General features: G+C 46.6%; 8 protein-coding genes and 1 riboswitch. Of the genes, 4 read left to right on the top strand and 4 right to left on the bottom strand.

Annotated features, from left to right (window positions below; all coding sequences use genetic code 11):
- The first annotated feature begins 46 nt into the window (after positions 1 to 46).
- From MKY42_RS27900 to MKY42_RS27890, 3 genes are all read left to right on the top strand, one after another.
- Positions 47 to 2,446: a YcdB/YcdC domain-containing protein gene (locus MKY42_RS27900; RefSeq protein WP_179262989.1), complete on the top strand. Its 2,400-nt coding sequence runs from the start codon at positions 47 to 49 to the stop codon at positions 2,444 to 2,446.
- A 200-nt stretch (positions 2,447 to 2,646) separates the two neighbouring features.
- Positions 2,647 to 3,774, top strand: coding sequence for a transglutaminase domain-containing protein (locus tag MKY42_RS27895; RefSeq protein ID WP_090904703.1), 1,128 nt, complete (start codon positions 2,647 to 2,649; stop codon positions 3,772 to 3,774).
- Between the two features lie 270 nt (positions 3,775 to 4,044).
- Positions 4,045 to 8,520, top strand: a complete 4,476-nt coding sequence (locus MKY42_RS27890; protein ID WP_339846300.1) for a collagen binding domain-containing protein — start codon at positions 4,045 to 4,047, stop codon at positions 8,518 to 8,520.
- 122 nt (positions 8,521 to 8,642) lie between these two features.
- On the opposite strand, the gene MKY42_RS27885 is transcribed toward MKY42_RS27890, so the two are convergent.
- The 3 genes from MKY42_RS27885 to MKY42_RS27875 all read right to left on the bottom strand — a co-directional run bounded on the left by MKY42_RS27885 (position 8,643) and on the right by MKY42_RS27875 (position 12,546).
- Positions 8,643 to 9,287 (bottom strand): class D sortase, encoded by a 645-nt coding sequence (locus MKY42_RS27885; protein WP_177185910.1) that lies wholly within the window; start codon positions 9,285 to 9,287, stop codon positions 8,643 to 8,645.
- A 173-nt stretch (positions 9,288 to 9,460) separates the two neighbouring features.
- Entirely contained in the window at positions 9,461 to 10,927 is a 1,467-nt protein-coding gene (locus tag MKY42_RS27880) for an amino acid permease (protein WP_090904706.1), read from the bottom strand.
- Between the two features lie 116 nt (positions 10,928 to 11,043).
- Positions 11,044 to 11,261: riboswitch (Lysine riboswitch) on the bottom strand.
- Positions 11,262 to 11,403: 142 nt separating this feature from the next.
- Complete coding sequence (locus MKY42_RS27875) at positions 11,404 to 12,546, bottom strand: virulence factor (RefSeq protein WP_179262993.1); 1,143 nt, start codon at positions 12,544 to 12,546, stop codon at positions 11,404 to 11,406.
- A gap of 225 nt (positions 12,547 to 12,771) precedes the next feature.
- Between MKY42_RS27875 and MKY42_RS27870 the strand changes: the two genes are divergently transcribed.
- Positions 12,772 to 13,212, top strand: coding sequence for a hypothetical protein (locus tag MKY42_RS27870; protein ID WP_090904708.1), 441 nt, complete (start codon positions 12,772 to 12,774; stop codon positions 13,210 to 13,212).
- Positions 13,213 to 13,252: 40 nt separating this feature from the next.
- Here MKY42_RS27870 and MKY42_RS27865 read toward each other — a convergent pair whose 3' ends face one another.
- Positions 13,253 to 13,951: a response regulator transcription factor gene (locus MKY42_RS27865; RefSeq protein ID WP_090904709.1), complete on the bottom strand. Its 699-nt coding sequence runs from the start codon at positions 13,949 to 13,951 to the stop codon at positions 13,253 to 13,255.
- Positions 13,952 to 13,968: the final 17 nt, after the last annotated feature.

Below are 13,968 nucleotides of genomic sequence, written 5' to 3'. Positions count from 1 at the left end.
TATTTTGCATGCATCCTTGTATGAAATTGAAGGGAGAGGTCCAGATTTGAGTTTTGATTGGAATTTTAATGTGCGATTCAAAATGTTTACAGCCAAAGCGGCTACAGCAGCCATGGCAACTTTGCTTCTGGCATCACAGACACCAGGGTTTGCAGGCAGTGCGTCGGCAGCGACAGCGGAACAGGTAACAGAATCGGCAGCGGGGGAAACGGAACAACCACTTGGATTAACAGACAACGAGGTGCCTGAAGGAGCCAAAATCTCCTCCAAGCAAGCCAGCGAGAATATACTGAAATTATTTCCATTGTTGAAAAAGGCGACGATTGCATCCGTACGATTCGATTCACCGAACTCTTATCCACCGCCGGATTACAAGGCGTGGGAGATTGGCTTTCAAATTGTCGAAGGAAATCATACGATGGGATTCAGCGCAACGGTTCATGCGGGCACGGGGGAAGTACTAAGCGTACATTTGCCTTCTGAATTACTGGATAAGCAGTCTACTGATTCTGATGTCAAATTGACTAAAGACGAGGCTGAGGTGTATGCAGAGGCATTACTGTTCAAAGCTATTCCCGGATTGAAAGAAAATGAGTTTGCTTCTCTTGGAGATGTGTATCAATCTACTGCACAGCAATCTTTGTTTGGCAGAACGGAATATCGATATGGCTACCAGCTCAAGCATGAAGGTTTGTTGTCTGAGGCAGAGACGATCTACATAAGTGTGGATGAAAGTGGCTTGGTGACAGGATATTCAAGAAGTACAACCGGAGCTGAATATCCTTCATCGAAGTCGGCAGTATCGGAAGAGAAGGCCAGTCAACGATTTGAGGAGCAATTTGATGTACAGCTCGCTTATATCTCGACTGATCGTCTATCTTCGCCCAAAGGACAAAAGTATTATCTTGGTTATATGCCGAAGAATTCCAGCATGGTTCCGCTGGATGCTAGTACACTGGAGCCGATTAACGAGATGACTGGAAAAGCTATTGGTGATGAAGATTCTTTACAGCAGAATAAACCTTTAAAAGGAAGTGTAGCTCCTTTTGTCGCAGCGAACGGTCAGAAATTAAATGCACAACAAGCCGAGAACATAATTAAAAAGAACTTTGATATTCCGAAAGGTTACAAGTTGGAGCATAGTCAGTTAAGCAAAGGTGAGTATGCAAGTCCTAACAATCAAGTATGGAGCCTGAGCTGGAGCAATCGAAATGCGAATGTATCCTACATGTTCATGAGAGATATTTCAGCACAGGTAGATGCGCTTACTGGACAGATTTACAGTTACAGCTTGTATCAGCGGGTGGAGCCGGGTGCTGCGCAGGAGAAACCAGCGGATGAGAATGAGACTAAGTCCGTAACCCGGACACAAGCCGAGAAACTTGCAATCAATAAGGTGATTGCATTGGTTCCGAGTGCATCAGAACAATTCCGGTTGTCCAGTGTGCTTGAATTTGAAGGTGCACGTACATTTATGTTCCAGCGCTATATGAACGGAATTGCGGTTATGGATGATACAGTGCAAGTACAAGTCCTGAAGGATGGAGCCATCAACGAATTTTATACAAGGATTGCTGCAACGCCTGAACAGTTGCCTGGAAACACCAAACCAGCCATCAGTTATGAAAAGGCAAAGGCAACCTATCTGGAAGCATTCAAGTTAACACTGGCTTACTCCCGCTACGGTGGTTATGCCATGAGTACCGGTCAGGTCGTTCCCTCGGCTGTAAACCTGGTTTACCAGCCTACACGAGATGGAAATTCGATTTCCGCCAGTTATGAAGTACTTGATGCTAATACTGGAGAATGGAAGTTTTTGTATGGTAGCGGAAGTGCCACTGCGAATGTTGAACCTAGTGATATTTCAGGTCATGTGGCGGAGGCTGCACTTCGGAATATGACTCAACATGCCGTAATTCTTGCAGATGAGCAGGGTCGTGTATTCCCAGACCGGGTCATCACAAAGGGTGATTGGTTTACCTATCTGGCAAGAGCGGTCAACCCGAATATGGATATGTATTACAGTGGAAACGGGAGCGAGAAGCTATATGCTGACATTACCCCAGAGAGCTCTTATTACCAAGCTGTGCGGACATTGATCGATCAGCGCTGGTTAGCGGGTGCCGACTCTGAAACGAAGCTAAATCCAGAAGAGGAGATGACTCGTGAAGAGCTGGCGGTATTGCTCGTGCGCATTTTGCGCTATGAGAAATTAGCCGGATTCTACACATTGCCATCGGATCTTCCCAATCTGGCAGATGCCAGTGCGGTCAACAACAAGGGAGCTGTCTCCCTCAGTATCAAGCTGGGATTGTTGCCGTCGATCGAAGGACGCTTCATGCCTGCACGCAAAGTGACGGTTGCCGAAGCGGCTCAGGTCTTGGAACGTCTGGCCAAGCTTCAGGGCAAGACGGATACCTTTATGAGCGGAAATCGTTTATATTGATTGGAGTTTGTTGCATAATTGCCCGGAAGAGTCATATGATGAGGATAACGGGGTAGGTTAGGTTTGTTTTACTGAAGACAGAGGGGCCTTCTGCGGAGGGTCTCTTTTGATGCTTTTCGACAAAACTAGAAGCCTGCCGTCAATCCCTTTTGTGATACAATGAGGCATGAGAACTTTGCAAAGAGAGGTGGTATCCTTTCATGGGCAAGCACGGAAAACGAGTGATAACCCTGCTACTGGCTGGCTGTCTCGTCGCTGTGGCACTGCCACATGCAGTCGATCTGGATCAGCTGTATGCGGCGTCGGGAACATCAGACATATCCACGAATACGGATCTGCGCGAGACGTTGCTTACCGCGATGTCCCAGCGAACGGAGGAACTTGTTTTTACATACAAAGGCAATGTGAAAGGCCTCAAAAAACAGTTGCAGAGCTCCATTGACGAAGCAATGACCAGTGATCCCTATATTCAATATACCGTTAAAAGTTACGCATTTAATTATAAAGGCTCCAATGTATCCGCAGAGGTACATGTAAAGCTGGCCTATCGGGAAACGAAGGAGCAGACCGATTATGTGAACCGTAAGGTGACCAACGTGCTAAAAGAGATTATCGTGCCCGGTATGACGAATCATGAGAAAGTTAAAGCCATTCATGACTGGATTGTACTTAACCTTTCCTACGATACATCCTTGCAGAAATATACTGCATACGATGGACTTGTTACCGGCAGTACTGTATGTCAGGGCTATTCATTGCTGGCTTATCGCATGCTGGAGCAGGTGGGTATAGAAAACCGGATTGTGGAAGGAACGGCTGGTGAGCAATTACACGCCTGGAATCTCGTCAAGCTGGATGGCAAGTGGTACCATATGGATACGACGTGGGACGATCCTACTCCTGACCGTAAGGGTAAGGTAAGTCATAATTATTATTTGCTCAGTGATGATGAGATGGCACGTGACCATGTCTGGACAGCTAAAGGCAAGTATCCTGCTGCATCTGCTCCCTATCGTGAAGCTTTGCAAACTTTGGTGAAGGCGGGAGGAAGCAAGGCAACCGCGTACCAGAAGCTGTATCATACACTGGAATACTCGCTCTACGACGAAAGTGATGCGATTAGTGGTCATGCCGCGCTGAAAACTAAAGTTCAGAGTGTGCTCAAGGATGGCGGAACCTCGCTGACTTTCAGATACAAGGGTACTGAAACGGGGCTAGTGGAGGATTTGCAGGATTTGTATCAGCTTGGCATGAAGTCGATATCGTATTACGTGTCCAACATGGAGGATACTGTCGATCTGCGTGTGAAAATTACCTGGACCATGTAATATGTAGCTTGGACTATTCCAATCGTAAATTGATGTTGTTATTTTACAGGGACGCTTCCGAAGAGGAGCGTTCTTTTTTTGCTGTGAGCATGTTGCATTACTCTATTCCACCGGCTCTTGGCGAGGGGAAGTCACTTATCGCCTAGATTCAAAATGATATTATGGTGTACATTCACATGCATGTGTGTTGTATATTTTTTGTATAGGTTGCTTTGTTATTCTGATCTTTGGCGTATGCCGACACTACGCACGAGGAGGAATAAGCAACAAATGAAGAAAAAATTGAGCATTGTGGCCATTGTTTTGCTGTTGATCACGCAATTGATGCAAGGCTGGTTATTTTCACCAAACATATATGCACAAGATACGATGACAGAACATACGACGGTGGAATCATTATTGGAACACGACACGGTTGAACCTGCAGAGCTTGATCTCGATCAAGATGATGCTGCGAATGAAGCTGCTATGGCGGCAGCCAGTGCTGCTCCACAAGAGATCACGGATCAATTAATTACAAGTGTTCAAATGTATAATCAAAAACCGATAGAGGATGGCAATGGCACGGTTCGGCCTCAAGGGGACGAAATTGAGACAGTCAGACCAAGTATCAAGGATGAGGTGGCTGTCTTCTTTACATGGGCACTGCCAAACGATTCTCATGGGTATGAGGCAGGTTCCACGTATACGTTTAACCTGCCTGACAAATTCAAGATCGAGTCACAGTTAAAAGGAACATTGGATGGTGATGTTGGGGAGTACGTGGTTCATCCAGACGGCAAAGTTGTATTTACCTTCAACGAGCAGATCGTTGGTTCCAAATTAGAAGGGAACTTCTACGTCTGGATCAAGTTCGACGAGAGCAAAATGGATGGTGGCTTGAAGCAGCCGATCGTATTTGATTTCATTCGTGATGGTGCTGTTACATTAAATGTACACTTTGCGAATACAGCCAAGGATGAACTTACGAAATCGGGATTCGCGAATAATAACGGCTTTAACTCGGATGAAATTACCTGGACTGTTGATTTTAACCAAGGGGAGAAACAAATCCAAAATGCGGTGCTGACGGATACACTTCCGGCAAATTTGGAGCTCAAGGGGAACATTGAGATTCGTGAATTGCAGGTTCAATTAGATGGATCTGTCAAATTAGGAAATCTGTTTAGTACCGAATCTCAATTTCCGATTAACCTGGGTGATATTGATAAAGCGTACCGGGTGACGTACAAAACAAGTATTAAAGCGCCAACAACTGCCCCTTTTACAAACATTGAGTATGAGAACAAGGTGGAGCTTACAGGGGATCAGAGCGAGCATAACGAAACGGATATCGGTCGAGTGACAGTGAGTTTCAATGAACCACTGAACAAGTCAGGGCAAGAGAGTGCCTACAACCCGGTGACCCAAACGATCACATGGAAAGTGCAATACAATTACAATCAACAAGAGATCGCTCAGGCGAATGCATGGATAGAAGATCGTTTTGATACTGCAAAACAACAATTGGTTGCTGGCTCGGTCAAAGTATACCAGGTGGACATCGATACTAGCGGAAAACCAGCAGGGAAGACTCAAGTAGATTCCAATGAATATACACTCACCGGGGTCGGCACAGGCTTCGATGAAGGCTTCAAGTTACATTTTAACGAGGGGATCAAGAAGGCCTACGAGATCGAATATGAAACCCAGTCGATTGATCGTGTGTATGCGAATGGTACGGTAAAGAATAAAGTGACCATGCACGATGGAACAACCAAAGAAGGCACGAGGAATATTGAGGAAGTCATTTTTGCGAAAAGTGTAAAACGTGAAAACTTCAATACGAAAGAAATCGAGTGGCAGATTGTGCTGAACCGTGATTTGAAGGAAATGACGGACATCGTCATTACAGACAACTACGCAGGAAGAAATATGAAGTTGATTCCGGGCAGTCTGCAAATTAGTGGTGATCAGCAAGATCAGTTTGAAACGGAGCCCGTAGCTGACCCAAGTGATGATGTGAACTTTGAAAAAGGTTTCTCCATTCGATTGAAGGCTGGCGGGTTGATCAACAAAGAGCATGTAATCACGTATAAGACCAGCTTTGATCCGACGGCAGGTATGCCAACCGACAATGTATATCGGAATGAGGCTACATTGAATTGGAAAGAAGCGAATGTAGCACAAGCTTCAATCACCAAATCTGCCGAAGTTAGACCGCTTGATTACACGATACAGAACGGTAATAAAAAGGGAGAATATAGCGCCAAGGACAAAACGATCACTTGGACAATTGATGTGAATTATAATTTGTACGACATTCAGAACGCTATTCTCAAGGATGCGTACACGGGGGATCAATCTTTTGTAGATGGTTCTTTGAAAGTGAATAAGCTCTTGTTACAGGGAAGCAATAATGTCACTGCGATTGGTGACGAGGTTACTCTGACACCAGACCAATTCCAATTGAACCCGGATGGTAAAGGCTTCGCTTTAGACCTTGGCAACATCGGAAAAGCAGCCTACCGGATCGTGTATAAAACGAGTTTGGACGGGGAATTTGATGTTGAGGGCACGTACGCCAATCATGCGATCCTGACAGATGGTGAGGGTGGCACAGTTCGATTTGACAAAGAAGCGAAAGTCACACCAGCACACGGTGGTATATATGTACACAAAACAGGGCAGCAAATCGGTTCAAGTGATAAAGCTTCCTGGACGGTAAATATCAACCCAAGCCAATCATATATTGCAGCAGGCTCCGTATTAACGGATAAGTTATCAGATAATCAGATTTTGCTCGCAGATACGTTAAAGCTGTATGCAACCGATCTGCCTGCGAACAACTCAGGCAATGTATCAACCAAGGCAGGTTTGGTGGATGCCGATGAGTATGAGCTAGTGGTGGAAGGCAACACCTTTACATTCACCTTTAAGAATGAGATGAAAAGTGCTTTAATTTTGGAATATCAATCCTTTATTAATGCCGATAGTGGTGCGAGAATCGAAAATAAAGTTCAATTTGCGGATCAATCGTCATCAGTGACGGGTTCAGATCAGCAGAGTGGTATTCGCGTTTACATGGCTGGAGCTGGCGGTGGAGCATCCACAGGTGTGGGTAAAATCAAAATTCACAAAGTCGATGACGCAGGCCTTCCGCTGGAAGGAGCGGTATTCGCGATCTATAATGCATCGGGAACGACGCTGCTGGAAACGTTGAAACCGACAGATGCGAAAGGTGAGGCAGTTACCTCCCGGAATTATCGATTACATCAAACCGATGGTGTAGCCTACAGGCTGAAGGAAGTATCAGCACCAGCCGGTTACCTTGTTAATGCAGAATATAGTGCTGCCACAGGGAAAACAATTCAGTTTAAGGATGCAGATGAATCGTTTGAAGTTGTCAACGAGAAAATTCGTCAAGGTTTCCAATTAACCAAGGTAGATGCTGCTGACAGCAACAAAAAGCTAAAAGGCGCAACGTTCGAGTTGTACTTGAAAAATGCTCAAACCAGAGAGTTGATCGACACGTTAACAACGGGTGAGGATGGAACGATTGCCAAAGGTGATCTGGCGCCAGGGAATTACGAGTTAGTCGAAGTAACAGCGCCTGAATTCTACCAACTGGATGAAACGCCCATACCGTTCACGATTGTAGCGGATCAAACACAGATTGTAACCCTCATCCAGACCAATGGGCAGGGCATGAATGCCAAGCTGGTGGTTACCAAAGTAAATGCCAAGGACAAGTCGGTGTTAAGCGGAATCGAATTTGAACTGCGTGACGATCGTACAGATACCGTAATCGCTACGAAGGTTACGGACATGAGCGGCATGATACAATTTGACAGCTTGCCTTATGGGCCATACACCTTGGTTGAGACCAAGGCAGAAGGTTTTGTAATCGAACAGCCGGAAACGCAAGTCAACATTACGAAACCGGAAACGCAATTGACCATTGAGAACAAAGCAAACGATCGTTCCGTGAAACTGATTAAATTCAATGCAAACAAAACACAGCATCTACAAGGAGCTGTATTTGAATTGCGTGCTCAAACGGCCCTGCTGGATGCGGAAGGAAACTGGAGATTCGATGTGGTAACAGGGGTAGATGAAGCAAATCTGACTACCAATTCCAATGGTGAAATCGTTCTGAAGGATTTGGAACCCAATAAGTATCAACTGGTTGAAATAAAAGCACCTGCAGGTTATAAATTGGACAAAACGTCGGTTGAATTCGAGATTACGGATAAACAGACGGAAACCGTAGTGGTGGAAAAGACGAATATCGCCATTCCCGTACCTGGCGGGCCAAGTGAGCCCTATAATCCGGGAACACCAAGTACAGGAACACCAAATCCTGGGACATCCACGCCAGATCCATCAACTCCGGGCACAACAGTTCCAGGCACAGTGGTAACGCCTGAAACTTCAGAACCAGAGGATGAAACCGACCAAGGAACGGATCCGGATAGGGGAGAATCCCCTTCCAAACCGGGAGATTCGACTGTTGTTGACGAAGAGAAGCCTTCAGCTGTTGCTAATGCTGACGATGCTACTAGCCCAGGAGGGGATCATACATCCTCCCCTGCAGATACGAATGTTGCAGGAGCAGAGGAAGGGGAGGATGGCTCTTTCCTGGGCATGCTGCCTAAAACAGGAGAAGAGAGCACATGGGGATACACTCTTGTAGGGACTCTTTTGATTATTCTCGGCAGTATGGGAACCTTGTATCTCCGTCGAAGAAAACAGATGAACCCGTAGACGGGAACATGTAACCTCGGATATTTCTTTACATCTACAACAAAACACCCCCAGCATAAGCGCTTCCGAGATTCAGAATCACCGCGCGCATGCCAGGGGTGTTTTTAGTTTGAACAGCATGGTTAAGGCAGGTCACGCTGAGCAACCTCTGAAGTCACTTGGACGGCTCTTATAATCAGCCGATGTGTTGGATTGACTAATGGATCACACGTAATCAAGGTAAGCACCTGTCCCAGATGCGGGTCCTCAAGTACGGACAAGTCCGTAGGCTCCACAACGGATATCTGATCCACTTTGTATTGGATATGGGTCTGATCTGCCAGAGTGACTTTAATCCAATCACCAATCTCCAATTCTCCCATTCGGTTGAACAGGCGTCCTTTTTTGTGAGCACGATGAGCGGCAATCGCTGCATTTCCTTCAGTCCCGATGCGGGCCGTCTCCACAAGATGCGTTGCTGCAACCTTCATATTGCTTTCAGTTGCATCCTCCAGAATGGGCAGTTGCACATCAATCTCATCAATTGTAATAACCCCCAGTGCATGAGGATAACTTTCCTGTTCTTTGTCTTCGGTATCATCATCGATTGAGGCAGGATCCTGTCTGGCTTGTTCAAAAGATTCATTGATTTTAGTTAGGTCGAGTTGTAGCTGTTTCAGCTCATCCATAACTTTGGCTTGCTGCCAGTCAAAATACTTTTCCTGCAGAAGAGGCAAGAAAAGAAGTAAGATCCCCAGAACAACAAGCATGGAAAAAAATAATTTCATCGTACATGGACCCCTTTTGTCAAAATAGATTAACTGTTCTATTGTAAACATAGGGACATATACAAAACCTGGACAAATCAAACAGGCAGCTTTTTCTTTCATAGAAAGAAAAAGCTGCCTGTTTATATACATGGAGTAACCCAATGTTGATCGATATCATTATTTGGGGATAATCATTCTGATGATGTGGTAAAATCACAATCCTGTAGTGGTACGACTTTTGTTTTCTTGATGAATTTATAACCCAACCATAAGATCAGAAACAGTGGAACGCTCAAGTAAGCGACAAGGGCTCCACTCCAATCGATCTGATCGCCCGTAAACGCCTGATAGTTCTGTCCAATAATGACGATGATACATAACACAAAAGCGAAGATTGGACCGAATGGGAACCAGCGTGCACGGTAGGGCAGATCGTTTAAATCCCGGCCTTGGGCCACATACGCACGGCGGAAGCGATAATGGCTGATGGCAATACCGAGCCAGGTGATAAAGCCACACATACCGGACGCATTCAGCAGCCAGGTATATACAATACCATCACCGAAAAGGGAGGCTAGAAAAGCCAGCATACCCACCGCTGTAGTCAAGAGCAGGGCATTCATTGGAATGCCCTTTTTGTTCAGCCGACCGAGGAAGCGAGGCGCTTTGCCATCGCGGGCGAGAGCATACAGAACGCGACTTGAAGCATACATGCCCGAATTCCCGGCAGACAGTACAGAGGTCAGAATAACAGCATTCATGACGGAAGCAGCAATGGCCAGACCCGCTTTTTCAAAGACAAGCGTAAACGGACTGACTCCGATATTTTTCAGATCCCCTTTGAGCAGATTCGGATGTGTGTAAGGAATAATCAGACTGATGACTGTAATCGCCAGAATGTAAAAAATCAGAATGCGCCAGAACACTTGCCGAATAGCACGAGGGACATTTTCACGCGGATTTTCGCTCTCACCGGCTGCGACACCAATGAGCTCCGTTCCCTGGAAAGAGAACCCTGCAGCCATAAATACACCGAGAACCGCAAAGAATCCGCCATGGAATGGTGCGTCTCCCACGGTAAAGTTGCTGAATCCAACCGCTTCTCCGCCGATAATGCCGAAGATCATGAGCACACCAACGGTAAGGAAGATGATTACTGTAGCGACTTTGATAATGGCGAACCAGTATTCCGACTCTCCATAGCCTTTAACGGACAACACATTCAGGGCAAAGATTAATACGAGAAATAACAGACTCCACAACATGGACGAACTGTCAGGGAACCAGTATTTGATGAGTACGGTTGCGGCGGCGAGCTCTGCCGCAATGGTGACCGCCCAGTTGTACCAGAAGTTCCAGCCCATGGCGAACCCAAGGGCCGGATCGACAAAGCGGGCCGCATACGTATTGAATGAACCGGAGTCGGGCATGAAGGTAGCCAGTTCTCCGAGACTGGTCATAAGAAAGAAGACCATGATGCCAACGGCAGCGTAAGCAATCAATGCACCGCCGGGGCCTGCATTGGAAATCGCGGTGCCGCTTGCGAGGAACAGCCCTGTACCAATGGATCCGCCGAGTGCAATCATGGTCATATGCCGTGCGCGTAATCCTTTTTTCAGGGTAGGTCCTGTTGTAGTTTGGTTGTTGCGGTCTTGCATGGAAACACTCCTTCTTTCAGCGTACTAATGGGATCCGAACAATGGAACATAACATAAAAGACCGCAGGCATTAGCCTGCGGTCTTTATTATCAATCGTCCGCACCTCGTCCCAAATGTTTAAGATAGCTCAACACAGAAGAAATCATACCCTCCGGGGAAGGCATCATACATCTGTGACAGTTCTGCACCTTTCGGCAACAGCCCCAGCCGCACTGGACAACGTAAGGAACCGTCCTGTGGGCTTCGGCGGGTGCACCTTTCGGCTGAATTCATAAGCGGCTCCTTAGCGCCTCCTTCAGCGTACTGATCGCACCCGCGACCTCTACCTCATCATCATGGATGAGGTGTATCTATTGTCTATGAAATTATAAATCACAGAACGTAACACTTCGTGTTCTGTTTAGCAAACAGACAACCAGTATAACCCCCATGGTATTCCAGTGCAATAACAATTGTTGGATATGAATCGAAAGGACTATTCCGACGTCTTGTTACGCCCGGCCATCTGTTGCCATACAGTTCCGGCTGCCTGTTCGCCGGATTCAATCCGTTCCAGTGCCATTTTGGCTTGCAGGCTGACTTCAAACTCAGGGTCATTGGCTGCCTTTCGCAGAGCTTGCTCTGCTTCTTCGGTTCCCACTTCATACAGGAAGCGGGCCGCACGCCAGCGTACAAGCTTGCTTTTGTCGGATAACGTAGCTGTCATGGCTGCCGTTGCTGCTGGATCACCGATATCCGAGAGGGTGTCTCCCGCAGTCCGACGTACAGCAGGCGAACTGTCTTGCAGAGCTTCGTATAGCAGTTCCATCGCTTCAGGTGTACGAATATCACCGAGATATACAACAGCCAGCCGGCGTATCTGCATTTTACTGTCATGAAGTGCATGGGCTACGAGTGGCAGTCGTTCTGCTGTAGGCTCCATACCATCAAATGCAGCGTATCGAACATTCCAGTCCTCATGATGCAGAGCTTCTTCAAGCTCGGTACCATCCAGCTGACGGCGACGTTCCACGAACTCTTCGGCATTGGTGCCGTGCTCAATGGCTTGTTGAATTACGCGTTCCAGACGCTCTGGCGGATAGGCTGCTTCCAGCTCCTGTTCAATTTCCCGTGCAATATCAGGCAATTCCCCGTAGCGGACGCCATAATCACTCAGTTTCCGTTCCTTGATCAGCGTTGCACTGGCGACTTCAGTGACGGCTTTGACGAACCGATCCGAGAGCGAGATACGCTCTTCCTTGGCACCGGCTTTGACCCGAATTTGCATCGGCACACCTCTGAAGAATTGAACGAATACCTGTGCTTCACCGAAGTGTTCACCAGAGGCATCTTCAGATTCAATCCAGTCCAGATCAATTCCCTGTTGGCCCAGACGGCTTTGAACTTCGCCAAGAATGACGGACCAATCCGCATTTCCCTTACGGTCAAGCGCTACGAAGTCGGTTGTGTGGAATACACTTTTTACTCCGGGAATATGAAGCATCTGGCGAATAAACGCCGGAGCAGATCGTTCGTTATCCAGTGTATATGTTCTGCGGATCCCGTCTTCCAGACGTTCATCCAGATGCAGCATCATCGTATTGGGACTGGGTGTTGGTTCAATGGAAACAATATTCATCGGTTCATAACCTCCTGTACCGGATTCATTCTTAAAGTTCCCGCAATGAGCACGGGCATATCCCTATTTTACATGAATTGCAGCAAACTGCGAACTGGCTAATGAACCTTACACAGTTTGTGAAGAAGTACGAAGATAGTTAACACTTCTTTTATGTTCACACACGAACATTTTTAAATGAAGATTGGCACAATAAGAAGAGAGAATGAACTGGAGGTTATTGCTATGGAACCCATTACCGTACTTTCGGACGGAAGTCGTGGTATTGATTATGACAATATGATTGAATTGTTGAATGAGTGGATAACAGATGAGCAGAGGGAGTCCGTAGTGAAGAAAGAAAAGAACACGGAAAGCAAAGAGGAGGCGGAATGGGGCAAAGCTCACTGTTGTATTGTGGACTATCAGGACGCCGCGCAAGCCGTATCAGCAGCCAATGCCATTCGGGCATTTATGCCTCAGATTCCTTTACTGGTGATTACGGATTTCCAATCGTTGATTCGCAAGCGCCATTTGCAGCTTATTACGGGTACGGGTCTGATAAAGATGATCCTCTGGCAAGAGGAAGAACCAGAGCGGTTGATCATGGAAATCCAGCGGTGGCTGCATTCTTTTGCATACAGAACAAAAACAGCTCAGCCCTCAACCCAGTCGATCAGACGATGACAGAGAGAGGACATGAGCCATTATTTCATTTCGGCTTGTACTAAATGACGTATTTATATCCCGTTCCCCAAACCGTCTTGATATACCGTGGATTTTTGGGGTCGGGTTCAATTTTTTTACGCAGACTGGAGATGTGCACATCGATTGTACGGTCCAAATAGGCCCTTTCTGAGCCTTTAATTCGATCCATAAGTTCATTGCGGGTGAACACTTTGCCGGGATTCCGGTACAACTCCTTCATAATTTCAAACTCAATATGAGTGACCTCAATTTCAATGCCATCCACAAACAAGGTTCTTCTGTACTCATTGACACTGACATGTCCGACAACTTCAGCAGGTTTGTCCTCTTTTATGGGCTTGTCCGGGTAGGAGATAGCTGATCTGCGCAATAATGCCTTAATCCGCGCATCAAGCTCTTTCAGACTAAAGGGTTTACATAGAAAATCATCCGCACCATTATGTAACGCTCGGAGCCGATCATTCAGCATGGTGCTGGCCGAGATCATCAATATGGGTACAGTTGAGTGCTGGCGAAACGCATCAACCAGATCATTACCGTCTGTTTCAGGCAGCATCAAGTCAGTCACTACAATATCGGGCAGGAATCGTGGGAAAAGATGAAGTGCTTCGCGTGCATGATGAACCCGTTCAGTTATGTAACCCTCCTCCTCAAGAAAGAAAGCAATCATGTCGGCCAGATTTTTCTCATCCTCTATAAGAAGAACTTTGATAGACATTGAGGTCACACTCCTGA

The organism is Paenibacillus sp. FSL W7-1088 (genome assembly GCF_037969855.1).
Taxonomy (GTDB): domain Bacteria; phylum Bacillota; class Bacilli; order Paenibacillales; family Paenibacillaceae; genus Paenibacillus.
Note: the sequence above shows the minus strand (reverse complement) of the source record. Positions and strands in the feature narration are given on the sequence as shown.

Bases quoted from the DNA above. Each gene is read 5' to 3' on its own strand.
- MKY42_RS27880 (WP_090904706.1), bottom strand. From the start codon at position 10,927: ATGCAAGACCGCAACAACCAAACTACAACAGGACCTACCCTGAAAAAA.
- MKY42_RS27865 (WP_090904709.1), bottom strand. From the start codon at position 13,951: ATGTCTATCAAAGTTCTTCTTATAGAGGATGAGAAAAATCTGGCCGAC.
- MKY42_RS27875 (WP_179262993.1), bottom strand. From the start codon at position 12,546: ATGAATATTGTTTCCATTGAACCAACACCCAGTCCCAATACGATGATG.
- MKY42_RS27895 (WP_090904703.1), top strand. From the start codon at position 2,647: ATGGGCAAGCACGGAAAACGAGTGATAACCCTGCTACTGGCTGGCTGT.
- MKY42_RS27890 (WP_339846300.1), top strand. From the start codon at position 4,045: ATGAAGAAAAAATTGAGCATTGTGGCCATTGTTTTGCTGTTGATCACG.
- MKY42_RS27870 (WP_090904708.1), top strand. From the start codon at position 12,772: ATGGAACCCATTACCGTACTTTCGGACGGAAGTCGTGGTATTGATTAT.
- MKY42_RS27885 (WP_177185910.1), bottom strand. From the start codon at position 9,287: ATGAAATTATTTTTTTCCATGCTTGTTGTTCTGGGGATCTTACTTCTT.